The 25621-nt window shown below is 64.2% G+C and carries 21 protein-coding genes; 20 read left to right on the plus strand and 1 reads right to left on the minus strand.

From position 1 onward, the window contains the following. Window positions 1-116 precede the first annotated feature (116 nt). The 19 genes from ACN9M1_RS01945 (at window position 117) to ACN9M1_RS02035 (ending at window position 23182) form a co-directional block, all read left to right on the plus strand. Window positions 117-1157 carry a Tim44 domain-containing protein gene (locus tag ACN9M1_RS01945; RefSeq protein WP_426396931.1) on the plus strand — a complete coding sequence of 347 codons (1041 nt, stop codon included), beginning with the start codon at window positions 117-119 and terminating at the stop codon, window positions 1155-1157. 147 nt (window positions 1158-1304) lie between these two features. Next, window positions 1305-1970, plus strand: coding sequence for a ubiquinone biosynthesis accessory factor UbiJ (locus ACN9M1_RS01950; RefSeq protein WP_426396933.1), 666 nt, complete (start codon window positions 1305-1307; stop codon window positions 1968-1970). After that, the gene (ubiB, locus tag ACN9M1_RS01955; RefSeq protein WP_426396935.1) at window positions 1967-3544 is read left to right on the plus strand and encodes a ubiquinone biosynthesis regulatory protein kinase UbiB; all 1578 of its coding nucleotides are present in this window, start codon (window positions 1967-1969) and stop codon (window positions 3542-3544) included. The genes ACN9M1_RS01950 and ubiB overlap by 4 nt, the downstream gene beginning before the upstream one ends. Window positions 3545-3567: 23 nt before the next feature. Continuing rightward, window positions 3568-4197: a methyltransferase domain-containing protein gene (locus tag ACN9M1_RS01960; RefSeq protein ID WP_426396936.1), complete on the plus strand. Its 630-nt coding sequence runs from the start codon at window positions 3568-3570 to the stop codon at window positions 4195-4197. A 220-nt stretch (window positions 4198-4417) separates the two neighbouring features. Continuing rightward, entirely contained in the window at window positions 4418-5857 is a 1440-nt protein-coding gene (locus tag ACN9M1_RS01965; protein ID WP_426396938.1) for a sodium:solute symporter family protein, read from the plus strand. A gap of 248 nt (window positions 5858-6105) precedes the next feature. Continuing rightward, the gene (locus ACN9M1_RS01970) at window positions 6106-6444 is read left to right on the plus strand and encodes an FmdB family zinc ribbon protein (RefSeq protein ID WP_426396940.1); all 339 of its coding nucleotides are present in this window, start codon (window positions 6106-6108) and stop codon (window positions 6442-6444) included. A 31-nt stretch (window positions 6445-6475) separates the two neighbouring features. Further along, window positions 6476-7225: a DUF502 domain-containing protein gene (locus tag ACN9M1_RS01975; RefSeq protein WP_426396942.1), complete on the plus strand. Its 750-nt coding sequence runs from the start codon at window positions 6476-6478 to the stop codon at window positions 7223-7225. A 103-nt stretch (window positions 7226-7328) separates the two neighbouring features. Next, on the plus strand, window positions 7329-9155 hold the full coding sequence (aspS, locus tag ACN9M1_RS01980; protein WP_426396944.1) for an aspartate--tRNA ligase: 1827 nt from the start codon (window positions 7329-7331) through the stop codon (window positions 9153-9155). 147 nt (window positions 9156-9302) lie between these two features. Next, on the plus strand, window positions 9303-10169 hold the full coding sequence (locus ACN9M1_RS01985) for a hypothetical protein (protein ID WP_426398910.1): 867 nt from the start codon (window positions 9303-9305) through the stop codon (window positions 10167-10169). Window positions 10170-10283: 114 nt separating this feature from the next. Then, a complete protein-coding gene (nudB, locus tag ACN9M1_RS01990) occupies window positions 10284-10769 on the plus strand; it encodes a dihydroneopterin triphosphate diphosphatase (RefSeq protein WP_426396946.1) in 486 nt (161 codons plus the stop codon). Window position 10770: 1 nt separating this feature from the next. Beyond that, window positions 10771-11517 carry an endonuclease/exonuclease/phosphatase family protein gene (locus tag ACN9M1_RS01995; protein ID WP_426396947.1) on the plus strand — a complete coding sequence of 249 codons (747 nt, stop codon included), beginning with the start codon at window positions 10771-10773 and terminating at the stop codon, window positions 11515-11517. Then, window positions 11514-12782 carry a cardiolipin synthase ClsB gene (clsB, locus tag ACN9M1_RS02000; RefSeq protein ID WP_426396949.1) on the plus strand — a complete coding sequence of 423 codons (1269 nt, stop codon included), beginning with the start codon at window positions 11514-11516 and terminating at the stop codon, window positions 12780-12782. The genes ACN9M1_RS01995 and clsB overlap by 4 nt, the downstream gene beginning before the upstream one ends. Window positions 12783-12824: 42 nt before the next feature. Beyond that, window positions 12825-14486 carry an acyl CoA:acetate/3-ketoacid CoA transferase gene (locus ACN9M1_RS02005; protein ID WP_426396951.1) on the plus strand — a complete coding sequence of 554 codons (1662 nt, stop codon included), beginning with the start codon at window positions 12825-12827 and terminating at the stop codon, window positions 14484-14486. Between the two features lie 403 nt (window positions 14487-14889). Continuing rightward, window positions 14890-15480: a TetR/AcrR family transcriptional regulator gene (locus ACN9M1_RS02010; protein WP_199032971.1), complete on the plus strand. Its 591-nt coding sequence runs from the start codon at window positions 14890-14892 to the stop codon at window positions 15478-15480. Window positions 15481-15531: 51 nt separating this feature from the next. Next, entirely contained in the window at window positions 15532-17319 is a 1788-nt protein-coding gene (locus tag ACN9M1_RS02015) for an acyl-CoA dehydrogenase C-terminal domain-containing protein (RefSeq protein ID WP_426396953.1), read from the plus strand. Between the two features lie 191 nt (window positions 17320-17510). Further along, window positions 17511-19991 (plus strand): 3-hydroxyacyl-CoA dehydrogenase/enoyl-CoA hydratase family protein, encoded by a 2481-nt coding sequence (locus ACN9M1_RS02020; protein ID WP_426396954.1) that lies wholly within the window; start codon window positions 17511-17513, stop codon window positions 19989-19991. Between the two features lie 32 nt (window positions 19992-20023). Next, window positions 20024-21223 (plus strand): acetyl-CoA C-acyltransferase, encoded by a 1200-nt coding sequence (locus tag ACN9M1_RS02025; protein ID WP_426396956.1) that lies wholly within the window; start codon window positions 20024-20026, stop codon window positions 21221-21223. 213 nt (window positions 21224-21436) lie between these two features. After that, on the plus strand, window positions 21437-22390 hold the full coding sequence (locus tag ACN9M1_RS02030; protein WP_426396958.1) for a DegV family protein: 954 nt from the start codon (window positions 21437-21439) through the stop codon (window positions 22388-22390). Between the two features lie 27 nt (window positions 22391-22417). After that, window positions 22418-23182 (plus strand): enoyl-CoA hydratase, encoded by a 765-nt coding sequence (locus ACN9M1_RS02035; protein WP_426396960.1) that lies wholly within the window; start codon window positions 22418-22420, stop codon window positions 23180-23182. 61 nt (window positions 23183-23243) lie between these two features. Here ACN9M1_RS02035 and ACN9M1_RS02040 read toward each other — a convergent pair whose 3' ends face one another. Beyond that, window positions 23244-23684, minus strand: a complete 441-nt coding sequence (locus ACN9M1_RS02040) for an acyl-CoA thioesterase (protein ID WP_426396962.1) — start codon at window positions 23682-23684, stop codon at window positions 23244-23246. Window positions 23685-23776: 92 nt separating this feature from the next. Here ACN9M1_RS02040 and ACN9M1_RS02045 point away from each other — a divergent pair, with 92 nt between their 5' ends. Further along, window positions 23777-25615, plus strand: a complete 1839-nt coding sequence (locus ACN9M1_RS02045) for an ABCB family ABC transporter ATP-binding protein/permease (RefSeq protein ID WP_426396964.1) — start codon at window positions 23777-23779, stop codon at window positions 25613-25615. Window positions 25616-25621 lie beyond the last annotated feature (6 nt).

Below are 25621 nucleotides of genomic sequence, written 5' to 3' on the forward strand. Positions count from 1 at the left end.
CGGTCCACCGGATGGGCGATGCAGCCCGCTGCGGCGATATGCCACGATCCTCACATTGAATTCGGCGTTGACGTCTTCATCTAATGGCGTCACTGCCTATTGGAGAGAAGACAGCGATGAGTTTGCATTGGGGTGGAAAATTGATGGCGGGCGCGCTGGTTGCGACGCTCGCATTCGGTACGGCGCTGGACGCCAACGCCAAACGCATGGGCGGCAGCCGCAGCATCGGCAAACAGTCGTCCACAGTGACGCAGCGTCAGCAGACGCCGCCGGCAACGACGCCTTCGCCCACGCAGCAGGCCGCACCGGCCGCGCAACCTTCGCCGGCAGCACCCGCTCCGGGCGCGCCGGCCGCAAAGCCTGGGCGCAACTGGGGTGGCATGCTGGGCGGTCTGGCCGCAGGTCTGGGCATCGGCTATCTGCTATCGAAGTTCGGTCTGGGTGCAGGCTTGGCTTCGCTCCTCTCGAACCTGATCCTGATTGCCCTGGTCGCCTTTGTGGTGATGTGGATCATCCGCAAGGTGCGCGGCAGCCGTCCGCAAGGTCCGGCGTATGCCACGGGTGGTCCGTCGCTGGGTGGTGACCGCGAGCCGTATGTGCCGCAACCGGCCGCACCGGCTCCGCAGGTTTCCACTCCGGCGGCAGCGTCGCTCAACAGCGGTAACACGTCGGGTCTGGGCGCTGGCGCGCCGACGGCCGCACAATCGTGGAACCTGGGTGGTCCGGTCGAGCCCGCCGTCAACGCACAAGCTGCCGCAGCGGCACCGCAACAGCCGTGGGGCGTGCCGGCCGATTTCGACACGCAAGCCTTCCTGCGCAACGCCAAGGTCTATTTCATCCGCCTGCAGGCCGCATGGGACGCCGGCAACCTGAACGACATCCGCGAGTTCACCACGCCGGAGATGTTCGCCGAGATCAAAATGGACCTGGCGGATCGCGGCACCACGCCGAACAAGACCGACGTGGTTTCGGTGGAGGCCGAAATGCTTGGCATTGAGACGCAGGCCACCGAGTACCTGGCCAGCGTGCGCTTCTCGGGCATGATTCGCGAAGAAGCCAACGCACCAGCCCAGCCGTTTGCCGAGGTCTGGAACCTCACCAAGCCGACGCAAGGCGCGGGTGGCTGGGTACTGGCGGGTATCCAGCAATTGCAGTGATGCTGCCTTGATGAAAAATAAGGCTTGAAGCGGCGCAAAACGGCCGTTTCTGCATTGCCCGTAAAATAGGGCCCGACCATTCGGTTCGGGCCCTTTTCGTTGCCCGTCACCCGCCTGTTTCTGGCCGCTTTTGCGCACCCTTGCCGCATGTCTTCGACTGCTACTTCGTCTTCGTTTCCGCTTGTGCTGATGCAGCCGTTGCTGCTCGCGCTGAATCATCTGCTGCGCCAGGAGCCCTGGGCGCAGGAGACGCTGCGTCCATTTGCCGGCCGCGCCGCGCGTTTTGATCTCGCGCCGGTGTCGGTGACGCTGCAGGTGGATTCCGCAGGCCTCGTCACGATGCCCGAGGCGCCCAAGGAGGATGTGCAGCCCGCCGTAACCGTGGTGGTGCCGCTGGCTGCGGCGGCGAGCGAATACGCGACAGGCGGCCAGGCCGCCGTGCTCAAGCACGTACGCATTGAAGGCGAAGCCGAGTTTGCCAACGTGCTGTCCACGTTGTTGCGCAATCTGCGCTGGGATGCGGCAGAGGATTTGTCGCGCGTGTTTGGTGACGTGATCGCGCAGCGCATGGTGAGCGGTGTGCAGGCCGCACGCACCGAGGTCACGCGCGTTGGACGCTCGCTGGCGGAATCCGTGGCGTCGTACCTGACCGATGAGCAGCCGACACTGGTGCGCCATGCACGCCTCGCGCAATTTGCCGCTGATGTGGCTGCGCTGCGTGATGCGGAGGCGCGCCTCGCCAAACGCCTGGAGCGACTCGAAACGCTCGCGCGCCCTGCAACCTCGAAGGCACGCGCGGGTGAATCGGCATGACGCGCTTCTTCCGGTTGGGCAAGATCGTTTTCGTCATCCTGTACTACGGGCTGGATCAACTCGCGCTGTCGGGGTTCAAGAGCCGCCGCATTCGTGCGCTGGTGTGGCTGTTGACGCTGGGGCGCAAGCCAAAGCTGCCACGCGGCGTGCGCCTGCGCCTCGCGCTTGAGCAGCTTGGCCCCATCTTCGTGAAGTTCGGGCAGGTGCTGTCGACGCGCCGCGATCTGCTGCCACCTGATGTGGCCGATGAACTCGCCAAGCTGCAGGATCGCGTGCCGCCGTTTGATCCGAAGGTGGCGGCCGCCATCGTCGAGAAATCGCTGGGCAAGCCGCTGTCGGCGCTGTTCCATCGTTTTGATCATCACCCGGTGGCGAGCGCGTCGATTGCGCAAGTGCATTTCGCCACGCTGCGCGGCGGCCCGTGCGATGGCCGCGAGGTGGCGGTGAAGGTGCTGCGCCCGGGCATGTTGCCCGTCATCGACAGTGACCTCGCGCTGATGCGGGACCTGGCCACGTGGATGGAAAAGCTCTGGGCCGATGCCAAGCGCCTGAAGCCCCGCGAGGTGGTCGCCGAGTTCGACAAATACCTGCACGACGAGCTGGATCTGATGCGCGAGGCGGCTAACGCCAGCCAGTTGCGGCGCAACTTCGCCAACTCCGATTTGCTGCTGGTGCCCGAGGTGTTCTGGGACTGGTGCACGTCGGAAGTGTTCGTGATGGAGCGCATGCACGGCATGCGGATCTCGCACACGGAAGAGCTGCGCGCCGCTGGCGTCGACATGCACAAGCTTGCGCGCGACGGCGTGGAGATCTTCTTCACGCAGGTCTTCCGCGACGGTTTTTTCCACGCCGACATGCACCCAGGCAACATCCTCGTGAGCGTGGCGCCCGAGACGCTGGGCCGCTATATCGCGTTGGATTTCGGCATCGTCGGGGCATTGTCGGAGTTCGATAAGAACTACCTCGCACAGAACTTCCTGGCGTTCTTCCAGCGCGACTACCACCGCGTGGCGGTGCTGCATATCGAGTCCGGCTGGGCGCCGGAAGAGACGCGCGTGGAAGAGCTCGAAGGCGCGATTCGTGCCTGCTGCGAACCGTATTTCGACCGACCGCTCGGCGAGATCTCCTTGGGGCTCGTGCTGATGCGCCTGTTCCAGACTTCGCGCCGCTTCAACGTGGAAGTGCAGCCGCAGCTTGTGCTGCTGCAAAAGACGTTGCTCAACGTGGAAGGCCTGGGTCGACAGCTCGATCCGGACCTGGACCTGTGGAAGACCGCCAAGCCGTTCCTCGAGCGCTGGATGCACGAGCAGATCGGCTGGCGCGGTTTTGTCGAGCGTCTGAAGGTGGAGGCGCCCCAGTGGGCCAACAAGCTGCCCGATCTGCCGCGCCTGGTGCACCAGATTTTGGACCGCCACGCCCGCGACGACGGCAAGGTGCACACCACCGCGCTGACCGCGCTGCTGGCTGAGCAAAAGCGCACCAACCGGTTGTTGTCGGCCGCGTTGCTGTTCGTCGGCGGGTTTGCTGTCGGCATCATCGCGACGCATGTGCTGACCTGGATGGCCCGTTACTGATCTCCAGATCTTTTCTTAACGCCATGGCCGAACCGCCCGTCTTCCAGTCCCGCGACGCCGCCGACCCCGCTTTCTGGGACGAGCGCTTCGACCGTGAACACACGCCCTGGGATGCGAACGGCGTGCCCGCGGCCTTCCTGCAATTCATCCAAGCGCAGCCCGCGCCGCTTTCCACGCTGATTCCCGGCTGCGGCAACGCCTACGAAGCCGGCTGGTTGGCCGAGCACGGCTGGCCCGTCACGGCAATCGACTTTGCGCCGAGTGCTGTCGCTTCGGCCAAGGCCGTACTCGGCCCGCATGGCGACGTGGTGGAGCTGGCGGATTTCTTCCGCTTTGCGCCGCGCCGGCCGGTGCAGTGGATTTACGAGCGCGCCTTTCTGTGCGCGATGCCGCGCCGACTGTGGCCGGACTACGCGGCGCAGGTTGCAAAGCTGCTACCGCCCGGCGGTTTGCTGGCCGGCTTTTTTGCCGTGGTCGAGGGGCGGGAGGCGGTGCCCAAAGGCCCGCCGTTCGAAACCACGCAAGCCGAGTTGGACGCGTTGTTGTCACCCGCCTTCGAGCGACTCAGCGACACGCCTATCGCCGAAGCCGATTCCATGCCGGTGTTCGCCGGGCGCGAGCGCTGGCAGGTCTGGCGGCGCCGTAGCACCTGAACTTGCGCGGTGATGGCGGCCAGTGTTGGTGCGAAGCAACATCGACGGCCATCCCGAAAAGCCCGCAGATGCCCATCCGGGGCCGGCGCGTAAAAAAGTGGCAGGGCAGGGCGCATTCGTGGTCGCACCAATGCCCCGGGGTGAGGTCCCATCGCTATAATCCGGCCACTTCGCCCGGCGCCTAGCCGCCGACGGGATTCCTGCCTCTTTCGCGCGTGCCATGCTGATCTGGTTTGTCATTGTTTACTGGGTGATTTCGGTCGGGATCGGCCTGTGGGCGGCGCTTCGCGTGCGCAATACGGCCGATTTTGCGGTGGCGGGCCGTGGCCTGCCGTTCTCGGTGGTGACGGCCACGGTGTTCGCCACCTGGTTCGGCTCCGAGGCCGTGCTCGGCATCCCCGCCGAGTTCCTCAAGGACGGTCTGCACGGCGTGGTGGCCGATCCGTTCGGCTCTTCCCTTTGCCTGGTGCTTGTAGGCCTGTTCTTCGCGCGGCCGCTGTACCGCATGAACCTGCTCACCATTGGCGACTTCTACCGCAACCGCTTCGGCCGCGTGGCCGAAACCCTGACCACGCTGTGCATCGTCGTGTCGTATCTGGGCTGGGTGGCGGCGCAGATCAAGGCGTTGGGCCTGGTGTTCTATACCGTGTCGGATGGCGCCGTCTCGCAAGACCTGGGCATGGTGATCGGCGCGGGTAGCGTGCTCGTCTACACGCTGTTTGGCGGCATGTGGTCGGTGGCGGTGACCGACTTCATCCAGATGATCATCATCGTGATCGGCATGCTGTACATCGGCTGGGAAGTTTCGGGCCAGGCCGGCGGCGTGGGCACGGTGGTGTCGCATGCGGCGGCCTCGGGCAAGTTTGCGTTCTGGCCGGCGTTCAACCCGCTCGAGGTGATCGGCTTTGTGACGGCCTGGATCACCATGATGCTGGGTTCGATTCCGCAGCAGGACGTGTTCCAGCGCGTGACCTCTTCGCGCACCGAACGCATTGCCGGGACGGCCTCGGTACTGGGCGGCGTGCTGTATTTCCTGTTCGCCTTCGTGCCGATGTTCCTGGCGTATTCCGCCACGCTGATCGACCCAGCCATGGTCGAGAAATACATCAACACCGATTCGCAACTCATCCTGCCCAAGCTGGTGCTGGAACACGCACCTCTGGTCGCGCAGGTGATGTTCTTTGGCGCGCTGCTGTCGGCCATCAAGAGCTGCGCCAGTGCTACGCTGCTGGCGCCGTCGGTCACCTTTGCCGAGAATGTGCTGCGCCCGCTGTTGCCTGCCATGGACGACAAGCGCTTCCTGCGCGTGATGCAGGCGGTGGTGTTGGTCTTTACCACGCTGGTGACGCTGTTTGCGCTGAATTCGCAGCTCTCGATCTTCCATATGGTGGAGAGTGCCTATAAGGTCACTCTGGTGGCGGCGTTTGTGCCCCTGGCGTTCGGCCTGTTCTGGAAGCGCGCGACCAAGCAGGGCGGTTTGCTGGCCATCATCCTCGGTCTGGTGGCATGGATCTGGTGCGAGGTCTTCGTGCCGAATGCGATGCTGCCGCCACAATTGGTGGGTCTGCTGGCTAGCCTTGGCGCGATGATCCTGGGTTCGCTCGGCCCGCAGTGGATCGAGAACCGCGCGCCGACCACCAAGGCGGCCACGCAAGCCTGATCGCCCCCGGTGTGGGGGCGTGCGCGGCGTGCCACTTTGTGGCGCGCTGCCATCGCAAGCTTCGCATCCGCGGTCGGGAATCCCTTCGAAAGGGTTTATAATTCAAGGCTTTGCGTGGCGGCACTTGTGTTGCACGCAGTTGCCCCGATCTATCGCGAGCCTGTGCGCGTTTCCGGCGCTCTGTTCGCGGCCTGCGCGGGCATTTCCATCGTTTTCTCGAATTTCGTTTGTTCCAGGGTGAGGACACCATGCCGATCTATGCTTATCGATGCGACGCCTGCGGCCACGCCAAGGATGTGCTGCAGAAGATGAGCGACGCGCCGCTGACGGATTGCCCCGCCTGCGGCGCGCCTGCGTTCAAGAAGCAACTGACCGCGGCCGGCTTCCAGCTCAAGGGTTCGGGCTGGTACGTGACGGATTTCCGCGGTGGCTCGGGCGGCGCGTCCGCCACGGGCACGGCAGCGAAGACGGACGCTGCTGCCCCGGCCGCCGCACCGGCTGCTTCGTCTGAGAGCGCTTCGTCCAGCACGGCCAGCGCCGCTCCGGCGGCCTCCGGCGGTTGCGGCACGTCCTGCGCGTGCCACTGATCGCGTTCCAGACTCCTCGGTCCATCGCCCCATGAAACAGAAAACCAGCGCACTCAAGACGTGGTTCCTGACCGGTCTTCTGGTGCTTGTCCCGCTTGCGATCACGCTGTGGGTGCTGTCGCTCATCATCGGTACGATGGACCAGAGCCTGGCGCTCCTGCCGTCAGCGTGGCAGCCGGATCAGCTTTTCGGCCACCGTATTCCCGGCGTGGGCGCGATTCTCACGCTGGCGTTCATCCTGATCGTGGGCGTGGCGGCGCACAACTTCATCGGCCAGAAGCTGGTGACGTGGTGGGAAGCGGTGCTGGGTCGCATTCCCGTGGTCGGGCCGATCTATTCGAGCGTGAAGCAGGTCTCCGACACGCTGCTGTCGTCCAATGGCAATGCGTTCCGCAAGGCGCTGCTGGTGCAGTACCCGCGCGAAGGCTCGTGGACGATCGCCTTCCTGACCGGCCGCCCCGGCGGTGATGTCGAAAACCACCTGCAGGGCGAGTACGTCAGCGTGTACGTGCCAACCACGCCGAACCCGACTTCGGGCTTCTTCCTGATGATGCCCAAGGCCGACACCATCGAGCTGGACATGACGGTGGATGCGGCGCTCAAGTACATCGTGTCGATGGGGGTAGTGGCGCCTGAAGCGCTGCCGCGCCGCATGGACCCACCCGATGCATCGCCACAGACGGAGGACCGGTCGCCGGCTGGCACGCAACACAGCGTGCCGCGCGACTCTTCGAATCCGAGCGCGCTGCCCGATGCTGGCGGCGCCGTATCAGCTCCTTAAGTCAATGCAATTGGCCGGTAGCGCGCACTGATCCCTCCGGCCCTCTCGATCAACTTTCACGCGCGACGCTCTGTTGGCGGCGCGCTTCGCGGAAAACCACAACATGCAAATGCGTACTCAATACTGCGGTCAGGTCACCGAACAACTGCTCGGCCAGAGCGTCACGCTGTCGGGCTGGGCCCATCGCCGTCGTGACCACGGTGGCGTGATCTTCATCGACCTGCGCGACCGTGAAGGCCTGGTGCAGGTCGTGTGCGACCCGGACCGCCCGGAGATGTTCAAGGTGGCAGAGGGCGTGCGCAACGAGTTCTGCCTGCAGGTGAAGGGCGTTGTGCGCGCCCGTCCGGAAGGCACCACCAACGCCAACCTCGCCAGCGGCAAGGTCGAAGTGCTGTGCCACGAGCTGACCGTGCTCAACGCCTCCGTCACGCCGCCGTTCCAGCTGGACGACGACAACCTGTCGGAAACCACGCGCCTGACGCACCGCGTGCTGGACCTGCGCCGCCCGCAGATGCAGTACAACCTGCGCCTGCGCTACAAGGTGGCGATGGAAGTGCGCAAGTACCTGGACGACAAGGGCTTCATCGACATCGAAACGCCGATGCTGACCAAGAGCACGCCCGAAGGCGCGCGCGACTACCTCGTGCCCTCGCGTGTGAACGCCGGCCAGTTCTTCGCGCTGCCGCAATCGCCGCAGCTCTTCAAGCAGATGCTGATGGTGTCGGGTTTCGACCGCTACTACCAGATCACCAAGTGCTTCCGCGACGAAGACCTGCGCGCTGACCGCCAGCCCGAATTCACTCAGATCGACTGCGAAACGTCGTTCCTGAACGAGCAGGAAATCCGCGACCTGTTTGAAGAGATGATCCGCACGGTGTTCAAGAACACCATGTCGGTCGAGCTGGATGCCAAGTTCCCGGTGATGGAGTTCCGCGAGGCGATGGCCCGCTTCGGTTCGGACAAGCCGGACCTGCGCGTCAAACTGGAATTCACCGAGTTGACCGACGCCATGAAGGACGTCGACTTCAAGGTGTTCTCGGCTGCGGCCAATGCCGAAGGCGGTCGCGTGGTGGCCCTGCGCGTGCCGGGCGGTGCTGCCCTGTCGCGTGGTGATATCGACGCCTACGGCAAGTTCGTTGAAATCTACGGCGCCAAGGGCCTGGCCTGGATCAAGGTCAACGAAGTGGCCAAGGGCCGCGACGGCCTGCAATCGCCAATCGTGAAGAACCTGCACGACGCGGCCATCGCCGAGATCCTCAAGCGCAGCGGTGCGCAGGATGGCGACATCCTGTTCTTCGGCGCAGACCGCGCCAAGGTGGTGAACGACGCGATGGGCGCGCTGCGCCTGAAGATCGGTCACTCCGACTTCGCCAAGAACGCCGGCCTGTTTGAAGACGTCTGGAAGCCGCTGTGGGTGGTGGACTTCCCGATGTTCGAGTACGACGAGGAAGACGCGCGCTGGGTGGCCATGCACCACCCGTTCACGAGCCCGAAGGACGAGCACCTGGAATACCTGGAAACCGATCCGGGCAAGTGCATCGCCAAGGCGTATGACATGGTGCTCAACGGCTGGGAAATCGGTGGCGGCTCGGTGCGGATCTACCGTGAAGACGTGCAGAGCAAGGTGTTCCGCGCCCTGAAGATCGGCGAGGAAGAAGCGCGTGCCAAGTTCGGCTTCCTGCTCGACGCACTGCAGTACGGCGCGCCTCCGCACGGCGGCATTGCCTTCGGTCTGGACCGCGTTGTGACGATGATGGCCGGTGCCGATTCGATCCGCGATGTGATCGCCTTCCCGAAGACGCAGCGCGCGCAGGATCTGCTCACGCAGGCCCCGAGCCCGGTCGACGAGAAACAATTGCGCGAATTGCACATTCGTCTGCGCGCCGCCGAAGCGAAGGTGGCTGCACCGACGAGCGCGACCACGGCCTGACCCCCGTCGTTTCAAGCTGTACAGCAACCGCGCCGCCTGCAAAGGGCGGCGCGGTTTCTTTTTGGGCGTGCGTTTCGATGCAGGAACGACGCTTGCTACACACTCTCTTTCGCCGCAGTCACGTGGGGTGACAAGAAGGAGGGTGTTCTGATGGACTTCATCGATTTCATGCGCACCTGGGTGGTGGCGCACGCCGAATTTCTGCTGACCTGGCTGATTGCGGCGCTGGTGGTGATGCTCGTGGCATGGATCGAGATTCGCCGAGGTACCCGCAGGGCAGCCATTGCCATGACGGAAGCGGTGGCGACCACCGTCGCAGCATGCGTGCCCGAGATTGCAGCCGCCGCGCAGAGCGGGCACTCGGCGGGGCTGGCACCGGCTGCATCGACTGTTAGGTTGAGCGAGGCACTGCGCGCTCTGAGTCGTTTGTCTACCGACCGCTTGCACTGGCTGCACTTGGTGCCCAACCTGCGCGTGCCCGATACCGAGTTGCCGGCGGCTGCTCCAGAGGCGCCGGTGCATCCATTGGTGTACGACACGCCACGAGCGCTGGCCGAAGTGCACTTGGCGGCCGAACGTTGTTTTGCCGAACATGTGCGCGCTTTGCTGACCGAGCGCCGCGCCCTGCAGGCGCTCGAAACCGCCGAGCGCGATGGCCGTGATGAACTCCAGCGCATCGAGCGAGAAACCTCCGCCATCGTCGTGCGCTTCGAGCAGGCCAACGCGCAATCGGAGCAGACCGAGGTGCAGCGTTTCCTCATCCAGAAATTCAATGCTCTCGGCACCCGCGAGCGCGAGTTGACCACGCACCTCGCCGCGCTCCGCCAACAACTCGCCGACCGCGCGGAGGGCCTATGGGTGCAGTCCCAACGCGCGGCCGAAGACTACACGGCGATGCTGGATCGCCTGATTGCCGCGGTGCGCCACGAGCTCGGTCACGAGCATGCCGCCGACGACGCGGTGCTCTGGCTGACGCGCACACGTACCGGCCAAGGCCCTTTGCGCGCGGCGTAATGGCGCAGGCGGGCCGGGGCGGTCCGCGGATTGCTTGGGCATGGCCGTGGCGTGCGCCTGCCTGCGGTAAGCTATGGGCTTGCGGCCACCCGTGCCGTCCGTTGCTACCCCGCCATGTCGCACAAGATTCCTGTCTCCGTCCTCGTCGTCATCCACACGCCGGATTTGCATGTGCTGGTGATGGAACGGGCGGACCACCCCGGTTTCTGGCAGTCCGTCACCGGGAGTTGCGATGCGCTGGATGAACCCCTGGCCGACACGGCCCGCCGCGAGGCGCTGGAAGAAACTGGCATCGACTCGGCGCGGCATCATCTGATCGATTGGGGCCACCACATCGAATACGAGATCTACCCGCACTGGCGGCACCGCTACGCGCCGGGCGTCACGCGCAACACTGAACATTGGTTCGGCCTGCTGGTGAACGCCAAGGTGCCGGTGCGGTTGTCGCCGCGCGAACACGTGCAAGCCGAATGGCTGCCCTATGAAGAGGCTGCTGCACGCTGCTTTTCGCGCAGCAACGCCGAAGCCATCCTGCAATTGCCCGAGCGCCTGGCTGCCTACAACGCCCGCCAGGCTGCATTGACGAAGGATCAGGTCTGACATGCTCCGCTTGCGCGTCGCCACCTACAACATCCACAAAGGCGTGACGGGCATTGCGCGGCGCGTGCGCGTACATGACGTGCGGCAGGGCCTGCACACCATGGACGCCGATATCGTCTTTCTGCAGGAAGTGCAGGACCGCAACGACCGCCTGGTCGCCGCCGAGCTATTCGACCCGAACTACACGCAACTGCGTTATCTGGCGACCGACGTGTACCCGCACACCGTCTATGGCCGCAATGCCGTGTACGAGCATGGGCACCACGGCAACGCCATCCTGTCGCGCTTCCCGATTCTGCTGTCGGAGAATCTGGACATCTCTGACCACCGCTTTGAACAGCGCGGGCTGCTGCATGCCGTGACCGACCTCGGCTTCGGCGAGGTCCATCTGTTGTGCGCGCACTTCGGCCTGTTTGCGCGCAGCCGACAGCGGCAGGCGGAGGCGCTCATTGAACGTGTGCGATCCGTGGTGCCGCAAGATGCCCCCCTCGTGGTGGCCGGCGATTTCAACGACTGGAACAACCGGCTCGACCGCGTGATCTGCCAAGCGCTGGACGCCACCGAGGTAGCAGACCGCGCCGCAGATGCGCGCCCCGTGCGTACCTTCCCCAGCCACATGCCGTGGCTGCGGCTGGACCGCATCTACGTGCGCGGTTTCGACATTGAGCGGGCGCACGCGCTGACCGGCCGTGAGTGGGCGCAGCGCTCCGACCACGTGCCCCTGATGGCGGAACTGGCGCGCCCATGAGGGTCGTGCGTGATGCGGGTCCGCTACGCTCCGAGTGGCGGCGCGGCAAACCTCTGCCCGGCAATGACGTCGACCTGCTGTGCGGTGGCGCAGAATTCTTCCCCGCTTTAATCGAAGCCATCGACGTCGCGCAACGCCGCGTGGCGCTCGAAACCTACATCTACACCGATGATGCGACCGCCCATCGCGTGACCGAGGCGCTAGCCCGCGCCGCACAGCGTGGCGTGGAGGTCCGCCTCACCATCGACGGCTTCGGCACCGGCCTGCTGCCCGCGAGTATCGCGGCGATGCTGGAAGCGGCGGGGGTGACGCTGCGCATTTATCGTCCGGTACGCGGCTTTCGTTTGCAGCGTCGATACCTGCGGCGGCTGCATCGCAAAATCGCCGTCGTGGATGACGACGTGGCATTCGTCGGCGGCATCAACATCATCGATGACTTCAACCATGCGCCGTTCAATGACGCAGAGCTGGGGCCGCGCTACGACTTTGCCGTGCGGGTGCGTGGGCCGCTCGTCGCGCAGATTGCGCTGACGGTCGACCGGCTGTGGTGGCAGATGGGCGTGCGCGCTGGCGTACGCGAGGTGGGCGTGACGGGCGTCGCCGCCGATTTTCCAGTGATCACCGATACACCACGCCCACGCCATCGTGGCGCATCGGGGCGGCAAAGCGAACGGGCGCCGGGTACGGTGTTGGCGTCCCTGGTGCTGCGCGACAACGTGCGTAACCGGCGCGCGATCGAACGCGAGTATCTGCGCGCGCTGGGCACGGCGCGGCATGAGGTGATCATCGCCAACGCGTACTTTCTGCCGGGCGTGCGATTCATGCGTGCGCTGGCGGCATGCAGGCGGCGCGGTGTGCGGGTGCGCATGCTGTTGCAGGGACAAGTCGAATACCGCTTGCAGCACTACGCAACGCGCTCGCTGTACCACATGCTGCTGCGTGACGGCGTGGAGATCTACGAATACACCGCCAGCTTTCTGCACGCCAAGGTGGCGGTCGTGGATGACCGCTGGGCCACGGTCGGCTCCAGCAACATTGACCCGTTCAGCTTGCTGCTCGCGCGCGAAGCCAATGTGGTGGCGTGGGATGCTGAAGTGGCAGGCCGGCTGCGCGGAGCGTTGGAGCACGCCATCGACTATCACGCCCGTCCGGTGCTGGCCGACGCGCACGCCGCGCGGCGCTGGTGGTGGCGCGCCACGGATTGGTGCGCTTACCAGATCGTCCGCCTGGGCGTGATCATCAGCGGGCGGGCCGCCCACTATTAGCGGCAACGCCGTCAGCAAGAATAAAACGATATCGGAGGAGACATGCAAGTCATCACAGCAGATGCCGCCGCGCGGCTAGTGCAGCCTGGGTGGACGGTCGCTTGCGCGGGCTTTGTCGGCGCTGGCCACGCGGAGGCCATCACACACGCGCTGGAACGCCGCTTCCTGGCGACCGGCGAGCCGCGTGATCTAACGCTCGTCTACTCCGCAGGGCAGGGCGATCGCGCCACGCGCGGTGTCAACCACTTCGGCAACGCCGGCATGACGCGTTGTGTGGTCGGTGGCCACTGGCGCTCGGCCACGCGATTGGCCGACCTGGCACTCGCCGAGCAATGCGATGCGTTCAACCTACCGCAGGGTGTGCTCACGCATTTGTACCGCGCCATCGCGGGCGGCAAGCCCGGCGTGTTGACGAAGATCGGCCTGCACACCTTCGTCGACCCGCGCACCGAATTGGATGCGCGTTATCACGGTGGCGCCATCAACGCGCGCGCCAAGGCGGCACGCGCTGCCGGCACATCATGGGTCGAGTACGAACGCTTTCGCGGTGACGACTATCTGTTCTACCCCAGCTTCCCGCTGCATTGCGTGTTCCTTCGCGGTACATCGGCCGACCCGCGGGGCAACATCAGCACGCATGAAGAAGCTTTTCATCACGAGTTGCTGGCGATGGCTCAAGCGGCGCGCAATTCGGGCGGTATCGTCATCGCACAGGTGCGGCGGCTGGTGGATCGGCACGACAACCTGCAGGCGATCCATGTGCCGGGCATCCTGGTCGACTACGTGGTCGTTGCCGAGGACGAAGCCGAGCACCAGATGACCTTTGGCGAGGCGTTCAATCCCACCTATATCCGCCCCTGGCAAGGCGAGGCGATCCAGTTGAAGGAAGACGTCATCGAGGCGAGTGACGCGCTGCAAGCCAACCTGCACGGCACACTCGATGCGCGCACGCTGGTGCAGCGCCGCGCCGTGCTGGAACTGATGGCGCAGCAACCCAGTGTCGTGAACCTCGGCGTGGGCATGCCGGCCGCCGTGGGCGCGTTGGCCGAACAAGAGGGCGCGCGCGGCTTCACGCTCACGGTGGAAGCCGGCCCTATTGGCGGCACACCGGCGGATGGGTTGAGCTTTGGCGCGTCGGCGTATCCCGAAGCGGTGGTCGACCAGCCCGCGCAGTTCGATTTCTACGAAGGCGGTGGCATCGACCTCGCCATCCTGGGCCTCGCCGAATTGGATGGCGCGGGCAACGTCAACGTGAGCCTGTTCGGCGAGGGCGGCGACACCATCGTTGCGGGCGTTGGCGGCTTCATCAATATCACGCAGAGCGCGCGTTCCATCGTGTTCATGGGCACCCTTACCGCCGGCGGTCTGCAGGTCGAAGCCGAAGACGGCAAGCTGCGCATCGTGCAGGAAGGGCGGCTCAAGAAGATCGTGCCGGCCGTGTCACATCTGACCTTTAACGGGGAGTACGCGGCGCGCTCCGGTATCCTCGTGCGCTACGTCACCGAGCGCGCCGTCTTCGAAATGCGTGACGATGGGCAGGGCCGCCGCCGGCTCACGCTGACGGAAATCGCCCCCGGTATCGACTTGCACCGCGACGTCCTCGACCAATGCGCCGCCGAGGTTGCCGTGGCCCCCGATCTGCGTGAGATGGACGCACGTATCTTTCGCCGTGGCCCCATGGGCGCGACCGCCGCGTCGGCCTGATTTCTGTGCGTTTTATTTACTGATGGGTAGCACTAGAAATACCTCTGGCCATGCTGCGCCGCACGCCTTTTCTGTGTGCGGCGCACACCCTGCAAAGCCTTTATCCAAAAGGCTTTTCGGGAATCCGGTTGCGGTGCGATGACATTCCTTGCAGCGCCTTCATTTAGATGGCGCTTTCTAATAAAACACTTGCCGCATAACAGGCGGCTGTAAATAATTGAACGACCGTTCGATTTTGGGCTAGAGTGTTCGCGCAGGCTGGTTTACAGTCCTGCCCGGCATGCAAAAGGCGCCCTCCAAGACGCTAATTTTCAGCATGTTGCGCCCCAGAAAAGAACGGAGAGAAATCATCATGCGTCACCCAACCGCTCGTCATGAATCGAATCACGCAGCTGCCACGCCGATGCGCAAGGGCGAGCTGACGCGTGCGGCGATTCTCGATGCCGCGCTGGAACTGGCCTCGCGCGACGGACTGGAAGGGTTGACGATCGGTGTGCTCGCGGAGCGCATGCAGATGAGCAAGAGCGGGGTGTTTGCACACTTCGGCTCGCGTGAAGATCTGCAGGTGGAAGTGGTCCGCGAGTATCACAAACGGTTCGAGCAGGAAGTTTTCTACCCGAGCTTGACGGAACCGCGCGGTCTGCCGCGTCTGTGGAGCATGGTGCGCCGCTGGATGGAAAAGCGCATTCAGGAAGTGACCACAGGCTGCATCTACATCAGCGGCGCGGTGGAGTACGACGATCGTGCCGAGAGTCCGGTGCGCGACGAACTCGTCAAGAGCGTGACGATCTGGCGGGCGGCATTGACCCGCGCGATCGAGCAGGCCAAGGAAGAAGGCCATCTGCGTGCGGAAGCGGACCCGCGGTTGATGCTGTTCGAGATGTACAGCCTGGAGCTGGGCTTGCATCACGATGCGCGCTTCCTGCGGTTGCCCGACAGCGCCGAGCTGGCCATGGTGGCGCTTAACAAACTCATTCAGTCTTACCGAACCTGATGCGGCATCGCACACCTAGCGGTCGCACAGTACACACCAAGGAGTTGCAAGATGGGTCAATACACCGCACCGCTGCGTGACATGCAGTTCGTTCTCCACGAGCTTCTCGGCGTGGAGGACCACCTGAAGCAGATGCCGCAGCACGCGGAGATCGATGCCGACACCATCAATCAGGTGATCGAGGAAGCCGGCAAGTTCTGCTCCGAAGTCATCTTCCCGCTCAACCAATCCGGCGATCGCGAAGGCTGCACGTACCACGGCGATGGCGTAGTGACCGCACCGAAGGGCTTCAAAGAGGCTTATCAGCAGTACGTCGAGGCCGGCTGGCCCTCGCTGGGCTGCGATCCGGAATACGGCGGCCAGGGCCTGCCTATCCTGATCAACAATGCGCTGTACGAGATGCTGAACTCGGCCAACCAGGCCTGGACGATGTATCCCGGTCTGTCGCATGGCGCATACGAAGCCCTGCACGCACACGGCACGGATGAGCTGAAGCAGCGTTACCTGCCGAAGCTGGTGTCGGGTGTGTGGACCGGCACGATGTGTCTGACCGAGCCGCACTGCGGCACCGACCTCGGCATCCTGCGCACCAAGGCTGAGCCGCTGGCCGATGGCTCGTACGCCATCACCGGCACGAAGATCTTCATCTCGGCAGGCGAGCACGACCTGGCCGAAAACATCATCCACCTGGTGCTGGCGCGTCTGCCGGATGCACCGGGCGGTACCAAGGGCATCTCGCTGTTCGTGGTGCCGAAGTTCATCCCCGATGCCAGCGGCAACCCGGGCGAGCGCAACACCGTGAAGTGCGGCTCCATCGAACACAAGATGGGCATTCACGGTAACGCCACCTGCGTGATCAACCTGGACGGCGCCCGCGGCTGGATGGTCGGCGAACCGAACAAGGGCCTGAACGCCATGTTCGTGATGATGAACGCCGCCCGCCTGGGCGTCGGCATGCAGAGCCTGGGCCTGACGGAAGTCGCGTATCAGAACTCCGCCGCCTACGCCAAGGAGCGCCTGCAGATGCGCAGCCTGTCGGGCCCGAAGGCACCGGACAAGCCGGCCGACCCGATCATCGTGCACCCGGACGTGCGTCGCATGCTGCTGACGCAGCGCGCCTTTGCTGAAGGTGGCCGCGCATTCAGCTACTGGATCGCCCTGCAGATCGACCGCGAGCTGTCGCACGAGGACGAATCCGTGCGCAAGGACGCTGCGGATCTGGTCGCGCTGCTGACCCCGATCGCCAAGGCCTTTCTGAGCGACAACGCATTCATCTCTACCAACGAAGGCATGCAAGTCTTCGGTGGCCACGGCTACATCGCCGAGTGGGGCATGGAGCAGTACGTGCGCGACGCCCGCATCAACATGATCTACGAAGGCACGAACACCGTGCAGTCGCTGGACCTGCTGGGCCGCAAGATCCTGGGCGACATGGGCGCCAAGATGAAGAAATTCGGCAAGCTGGTGCAGGACTTTGTCGAAGCCGAAGGCACCAACGAAGCCATGCAGGAGTTCATCAACCCGCTGGCCGACATCGGCGACAAGGTCCAGAAGCTGACCATGGAAATCGGCATGAAGGCCATGGCCAACCCGGATGAAGTCGGCGCCGCCGCTGTGCCGTACCTGCGCGTGGTCGGCCACCTGGTGTTCTCGTACTTCTGGGCCCGCATGGCCAAGATCGCGCTGGAGAAGCAAAACAGCGGCGACACCTTCTACAAGGTCAAGCTGGCGACGGCACGCTTCTATTTCGCCAAGCTGCTACCGGAAACGGCTTCGCAGATCCGCATGGCACGTGCCGGCGGCGCGACGCTGATGGCACTCGAAGCCGACCTGTTCTAAGGAAACCTGCCCACGATCCTACTGCGCGGTCCGATCTTGGCACTGCGATGCTCGCCGTACCCATGTACGGCTGCGCTTCTCCCGCCAACCTCGAACCGCTCGCTACGGATCGTGAGCAGGTTTCAACGCCTCTTTTTTGTTGCTCCCGCTTGTGCGGGGGTGACGACTCCTCTTCTTTCCGCGAGGACACCATGACCCGCACTGAACTCCCCACCAGCGCGCAGCCGCAGGCCGGCCAGCGTTCCAACTTCCTCGTCCGGCGCGTTGCCGTGCTGGGCGCCGGCGTGATGGGCGCGCAGATCGCCGCGCACCTGATCAACGCCAAGGTCCCCGTCACGCTGTTCGATCTTCCGGCCAAGGAAGGCCCGAAGAGCGGCATCGCGCTCAAGGCGATTGAGAACCTGAAGAAGCTGTCGCCGGCACCGCTGGGCATCAAGGACGACGCCAATCTGATCCAGGCCGCCAACTACGAAGACGACATCGAGCAGCTGCGCGATTGCGACCTCGTGATCGAAGCGATTGCCGAGCGCATGGACTGGAAGCACGACCTGTACAAGAAGGTCGCGCCGCACATCGCGCCGCACGCAATCTTCGCGTCGAACACCTCGGGCCTGTCAATCACCGAACTGTCGGATGGTTTTGACGCCGAGCTGAAGTCGCGCTTCTGCGGCGTCCACTTCTTCAACCCGCCGCGCTACATGCACTTGGTCGAGCTGATCCCGACTGCGCACACGCGTGGCGACATCCTCGACAAGCTGGAAACGTTCCTGACCTCCGCGCTCGGCAAGGGCGTGGTGCGCGCGAAGGACACCCCCAACTTCATCGCCAACCGCGTCGGCATCTTCTCGATCCTGGCGGTGTTTGCGGAGTCAGCCAAGTACGGCATTCCGTTCGACGTGGTGGATGACCTGACGGGCTCGAAGCTGGGCCGCGCCAAGTCGGCCACGTTCCGCACGGCAGACGTGGTGGGCCTGGACACGATGGCGCACGTCATCAAGACGATGCAGGACAACCTGAAGGACGATCCGTTCGCTCCGGTCTATGCCACGCCGCCCGTGCTGGCCAAGCTGGTGGAAGCGGGTGCCCTGGGCCAGAAGTCCGGTGCCGGCTTCTACAAGAAGGAAGGCAAGGACATCAAGGTGCTGGACCCGCAAAGCGGCCAGTACGGCCCGAGCGGTAAGAAGGCCGACGAGCTGGTCGTGCGCATCCTGAAGAAGGAGCCGGCCGAGCGCCTGAAGCTGCTGCGTGAATCGACCAACCCGCAAGCGCAGTTCCTGTGGGCTGTCTTCCGCGACGTGTTCCACTACATCGCCGTGTACCTGGAGCAGATTGCTGACTCCGCAGCGGAAGTCGACCTGGCCATCCGCTGGGGCTTCGGCTGGAACAGCGGCCCGTTCGAAGATTGGCAAGAAGCCGGTTGGAAGCAAGTGGCCGAGTGGGTGAAGGAAGACATCGAAGCCGGCAAGGCGCTGTCGAACGCAGCACTGCCGCAGTGGGTGTTCTCCGGCCCGGTGGCAGACAACGGCGGTGTGCATTCGGCACAGGGTTCGTGGTCGGCCAACCAAAACGCTTTCCTGTCGCGCAGCACGCTGCCGGTGTATGGCCGCCAGGTGTTCCGCGCGCCGATCAAGGGTGCGACCACGGTCAACCCGCTCACGTATGGCAAGACCATCGAAGAGACCGATGCCGTGCGCATCTGGGTGGACGATGCGGCGGGTCAGGACGACGTGCTGATCGTCTCGTTCAAGAGCAAGATGAACACGATCGGACCGAGCGTCATCGATGGTCTGACGCGCGCGGTCGACTTGGCCGAAGCCGGCTACAAGGGTCTGGTGGTGTGGCAGCCGACGTCGCTCAAGCTGGGTGCGCCGGGCGGTCCGTTCTCCGCGGGTGCGAACCTGGAAGAAGCCATGCCGGCCTTCATGATGGGCGGCGCCAAGGGCATCGAGCCGTTCGTCAAGAAATTCCAGGACGGCATGATGCGCGTGAAGTACGCCGGTGTGCCGGTCGTATCGGCTGCGTCGGGCATTGCGCTGGGCGGTGGCTGCGAGCTGATGCTGCACTCGGCTAAGCGTGTGGCTGCGCTGGAAACCTACATGGGCCTGGTGGAAGTGGGCGTGGGCCTGGTGCCGGCCGGTGGTGGTCTGAAGGAAGCCGCATTGGCCGCTGCCAAGGCTGCGCAGGCGGCAGGCAGCACCAACATCCTGCAGTTCCTGACCAACCGCTTCCAGGCTGCGGCCATGGCCAAGGTGTCGTCTTCCGCACTGGACGCGCAGAAGATCGGCTACCTGCAACCGACGGACACCATCGTCTTCAACGTGCATGAACTGCTGTATGTGGCACGCAACGAAGTGCGAGCACTGTCCGACTCGGGCTACCGCGCACCGCTGCGTCCGGTGGGCATTCCGGTGGCGGGCCGTTCGGGCATCGCGACCATCAAGGCGTCGCTGGTGAACATGCGTGACGGCGGCTTCATCTCGCAGCACGACTTCACGATCGCCTCGCGCATCGCCGAAGCCGTGTGCGGCGGCGACGTGGAAGCCGGTTCGCTGGTGGACGAAGAATGGCTGCTGGCGCTGGAGCGCAAGGCCTTCGTGGATCTGCTCGGCACTTCCAAGACGCAGGAACGCATCATGGGCATGCTGCAGACCGGCAAGCCGGTGCGTAACTAATTGCCGCGACGACAGAGAACAGGAGTTTCATCATGACCAAGCAACTGCAAGACGCCTACATCGTCGCCGCGACCCGTTCCCCGATCGGCAAGGCCCCCAAGGGCACGCTCAAGAACCTGCGCCCGGACGATCTGCTGGCGACCATCCTCAAGAGCGCTGTCGCCCAGGTGCCGAACCTGGACCCGGCGCTGATCGAAGACGCCATCGTCGGCTGCGCGATTCCCGAAGCGCAACAAGGCCTGAACGTGGCGCGTATAGGCGCGCTGCTGGCCGGCCTGCCCAACAGCGTGGGCGGCGTGACCGTGAACCGCTTCTGCGCCTCGGGCCTGACTGCCGTGGCCATGGCGGCGGACCGCATCCGCGTGGGCGAATCCGATGTGATGATTGCCGCCGGTGTCGAATCGATGAGCATGGTGCCGATGATGGGCAACTCGCCGTCGATGTCGCCGGACATCTTCACGCGTGACGAAAACATCGGTATCGCTTACGGCATGGGCCTGACCGCCGAGAAGGTCGCCCAGCAATGGAAGATCTCGCGCGAGGCGCAGGACGCCTTCTCGCTACTGTCGCACCAGAAGGCGCTGGCCGCGCAGCAAGCCGGCGAGTTCAAGGACGAGATCACCCCGATCGAGATCATCGAGAAGTTCCCGAACCTGGGTACGGGTGCGATCGACATCAAGACGCGCACGATGTCGCTGGACGAAGGCCCGCGTGCTGATACGTCGGTGGAAGGCCTGGGCAAGCTGCGGGCCGTGTTCGCCAACAAGGGCAGCGTGACGGCCGGCAACAGCTCGCAGACGTCGGACGGCTCGGGCGCGCTGATCCTGGTCTCGGAAAAGATCCTCAAGCAGTTCAACCTGGTGCCGCTGGCGCGCTTCGTGTCGTTTGCGGTGCGCGGTGTGCCGCCGGAGATCATGGGCATCGGCCCGAAGGAAGCGATTCCTGCGGCGCTGAAGGCGGGTGGTCTGACGCAAGATCAACTCGACTGGATCGAGCTGAACGAAGCGTTTGCCGCGCAGTCGCTGGCCGTGATTCAGGATCTGGGTCTGGACACCAGCAAGATCAACCCGCTGGGCGGCGCCATTGCGCTGGGCCACCCGCTGGGTGCGACCGGCGCCATCCGTGCCGCGACCGTCGTGCACGGCCTGCGTCGTCGCAACCTGAAGTACGGCATGGTGACGATGTGCGTCGGCACCGGCATGGGCGCCGCAGGCATTTTCGAACGCATGTGACCCCACGTCAGGGGGAAGGATTAAGGCCTTCCCCCTGCTTGTAAATCGCCCGTCTCACCACGCATGATTGCGCAGGCGCGCAAAGCAATACAAAACAAGCGCGCCGAAGAATGCGGCCCACGCCAGTGGGCACGCCACAGAAGCGGAGCCACGATTCCGCAACAGAGGAGACACATCACCGGGCCACCGGTGATGCACACAGAGGAGGGCGCGATGGGTAACACAATCGTGTTGACCGACGCGGCATGCGATATGCCGCGCTCGATGATCGATCAACTGGGTTTGGGCGTGGTGCCGTTCCGCATTCGTGCGGGCGAGCTGTTTGTGGAAGACCGGCGCGACGAGGTGGCGCTGCCGCAGCTCTATCGCAAGTACCTCGTCGACAAGCAAGACCACTACGCCGAGTCGATCCCGCTGCTGGAGCGCGAGATCGAAGACTTTCTGCTCAAGCACGTGGTCACGCAGCACGACCGCGCGCTGCTGCTAACGATTGCCAGTTCGCGCAGCCATTTCTACGGCCACGCCACCGGCGCGGTGGTGGGCACAACGGCCAAGAGTTTCAAGCCGCGCAAGGATGCAGGCCGCTCGGGTTTGTTCGAACTGACGGTGGTGGACACCGGCGCCATCGGCCCCGGCCAGGCGCTGATGGTGCACGAAGCCGCGCGCATGCTGCGCGAAGGCGCCGAGGTGCGCGACGTGGTCAACGTAATCGAGAACCGCCTGCGCGATGCCTCGCACGTCTACCTCGTGCCCGATGAGTTGCTGTACATGTACACGCGCGCCAAGCAGAAGGGCGAGAAGAGCATCACGTGGGGCCGGTACATGATGGGCACGGCCTTCAACGTGCGCCCGCTCATCCACATGCATCGCGGCGAAACGGAAGCCATCGCCAAGGTGCGTGGCTCCGATGAAGGCATCCGCCGCCTGCTCGCGCACACCGAAACCATGATCGCCGAGGAGCGTCTCGCTACGCCTGTGGTGGCGATCACGTATTCCGGTTCGCTTGACAACGTGCGCCGCATGGAGCCGGTGCAAGCGTTGATGCGGACCGCACAGGACCACGGCGTGGAAGTGCTACTCGCGCCGATGAGTTTGACCGTGGCGTTGAACGTGGGGGCCAACGCGTTCTCCGTCGGCTATCTATCTGATTCCCCTGTACCGATTTAGCGGCGCAGGTTTCATTCTGGAGTTTTCATGTCGATTCGTACCGAGACCGCAGACGGCGTCCTCACACTCACCTTCGACCGTCTGGACCGCAAGAACGCCATCACCGCCGCGATGTACCAGACGCTGGCGGATGCACTGGTAGCCGCCGAGACCGATCCCGCCATCCGCGTGATCGTGCTGGCGGGCCACGAGAGCGTGTTCACAGCCGGCAACGATCTCGAAGACTTCATGAAGCATCCGCCTAAGGACGAGAATGCCCCCGTGCACCAGTTCCTCAAGGCGATCAGCACGGCGACCAAGCCGCTGATCGCATCGGTGAGCGGTGCGGCTGTGGGCGTGGGTACGACCATGCTGCTGCACTGCGACCTCGTGTATGCGTCGGAGACGGCCAAGCTGTCGATGCCGTTCGCGCAATTGGGCTTGTGCCCGGAGGCCGCATCGAGTCTGCTGCTGCCGCAACTGGCGGGCTACCACCGCGCGGCGGACAAGCTGCTCTTCGGCGAGCCGTTTGACGCGAACGAAGCGCGCGAACTGGGTTTGGTCAATCGCGTGCTGCCGGCAGGCGAGCTCGATGCCTTCGTGCGCACGCAGGCGCGCAAGCTGACGCTGCTGCCGCCCGCATCGCTGCGCGCCACCAAGCGCCTGATGAAGGATGGCGCGATGCCACAGATCGCCGCGCGCATGTCGCTAGAAGGCAAACAGTTTGGCGAGATGCTGCGTGCGCCGGAAGCGCGCGAGGCGTTCACCGCATTCTTCGAGAAGCGCCGACCGGACTTCTCCAAGTTCAACTGAGCGAGACGTCAGCGCAAAAGAAAACCCGGCTAGGCCGGGTTTTTTGCTGCGCGTAGCCAGATCACTCCGCCGCCGGCAACACGCGCGGCTTGCGGCTCTCGTCGGTGGCCACATAGGTGAGCGTCGCTTCCGTGACCTTGACGGTGGCATGGTGGCCATCGCTGCCCATGCGCTGCGCATAGACCTCCACATCCACCGTGATGGAGGTGCGGCCCGTCTTGACCACGCTCGCGTAGAAGCTCACCAGGTCGCCCACGTACACGGGCTGCTTGAAGACGAACGAGTTGACCGCAATCGTCGCGACGCGCCCATTGGCACGCAGCGCCGCCGGAATCGACCCCGCAATATCCACCTGCGACATGATCCAGCCGCCGAACACATCGCCGTGGACGTTGGCGTCGGACGGCATGGGCATCACACGCACGGCGGGTTGCTTGTCGGCGGGCAGCGTGACGGTTTCAGTGGTGGCTTGAGTATCGGACATGAGGATGCAGGGCAACATTGAGGCAGGGCGGGCGGGGCCGGCGGGGGCGCGCGGCGGACCGGGGTGATCGGTGGGAGAATACACAATCCGCCAATTTATTGCACCGCCACATGCGCCGCTTCCCCGCCTCTTCCGAACCGCCTCCGCCAGGGGGAAACCGTGGCGATTGGCGCACTATCAGGAGCCTGCTGCCGTACCTCCTGGCGTACAAATGGCGCGTGGCGCTGGCGCTGTCCTTCCTGATCGCAGCCAAGGTGGCCAACCTGGGCGTGCCGATGGTCATGAAGCGGCTGATCGATTCGATGAACGTGTCGCCCTCCGACCCGCGCGCGCTGCTAGTCGTGCCGGTGGGCATCATCGTCGGATACGGGCTGCTGCGGCTGTCGACGTCGCTGTTTTCCGAGCTGCGTGAAATTCTCTTCTCCAAGGTGACGGAGAGCTCCGTGCGCACGCTCGCACTGCAGGTGTTCCGGCATCTGCATGCGCTGTCGCTGCGCTTTCACCTGGAGCGCCAGACCGGCGGCATGAGTCGCGATATCGAGCGCGGCACGCGCGGCATTCAATCGCTGATCTCGTATTCGCTGTACAGCATCCTGCCGACGCTGGTGGAAGTGGGCCTCGTCATCACGTACTTCTTCGTGAAGTACGACGTGTGGTTCGCGCTCATCACGTTCTGCGCGCTGGTGGCGTACATCGTCTTTACCGTCACGGTGACGAACTGGCGCACCAACTTCCGCCGCAAGATGAATGAACTCGATTCGCGCGCCAACCAGAAGGCCATCGATTCGCTGCTCAACTTCGAGACCGTCAAGTACTTCGGCAACGAAGAATACGAAGCGCGCCGCTACGACGAGAACCTGCTGAAGTACCGCGCTGCCGCCATCCGCTCGCAGAATTCGCTGTCGGTCCTGAACTTTGGTCAGCAGTTCATCGTGGCCACGGCGCTGATCCTGATCCTGTATCGCGCGACGCAAGGCGTGGCCGCCGGGCACATGACGCTGGGCGATCTCGTGCTGGTCAACACGCTGATGCTGCAGATCTACATTCCGCTCAACTTCCTGGGCGTGATCTACCGCGAGCTGAAGCAGGCCGTGACGGACATGGACCGCATGTTCACCCTGCTGCAGACGAACCGTGAAGTGGCCGATAAGCCGGATGCTCCACCGCTGACCGTGCATGCTGGCGAAGTCCGCTTCGCGCACGTCGATTTCAGCTACGAAGCCAAGCGCCAGATCCTGTTCGATGTCGACTTCACTATTCCGGCCGGTACGACTACGGCGGTGGTCGGGCAGAGCGGCTCGGGCAAGTCGACGCTCGCGCGGCTGCTGTTCCGCTTCTATGACGTCAAGTCGGGTGCCATTCAAATCGACGGCCAGGATTTGCGCGACGTCACACAGTCGAGTGTGCGTGCGGCCATCGGTATCGTTCCGCAGGACACGGTGCTCTTCAACGACAGCATCTACTACAACATCGCCTACGGCCGTCCCGAGGCCTCACGCGAAGAGGTGATCGAAGCCGCCCGCGCCGCGCAGATCCACCACTTTGTTGAGTCATTGCCCGACGGCTACGACACGCAGGTCGGTGAACGCGGCTTGAAGCTCTCTGGTGGCGAGAAGCAGCGCGTGGCCATCGCGCGCACCTTGCTCAAGCGTCCGCCGATTCTCGTGTTCGACGAGGCCACTTCCGCGCTGGACTCGCGCACCGAGCACGCCATCCAGGAAGAGTTGATGAGCCTGGCGCAGAACCACACCACATTGGTGATTGCGCACCGGCTCTCGACCATCGTGCGCGCCCACCAGATTCTGGTGATGGAGCACGGCCGCATCATCGAGCGCGGCACGCATGAATCGCTGCTGCGCGCCGATGGGCGTTACGCGCAGATGTGGCGCATGCAGGCGCGTGAACCTGAGCGCGTTGCCGAAGACGCCGAAAACACAGAGAACGCATAAGCAGGT

It is taken from the genome of Ralstonia sp. R-29 (genome assembly GCF_049913345.1).
Lineage (GTDB): Bacteria > Pseudomonadota > Gammaproteobacteria > Burkholderiales > Burkholderiaceae > Ralstonia.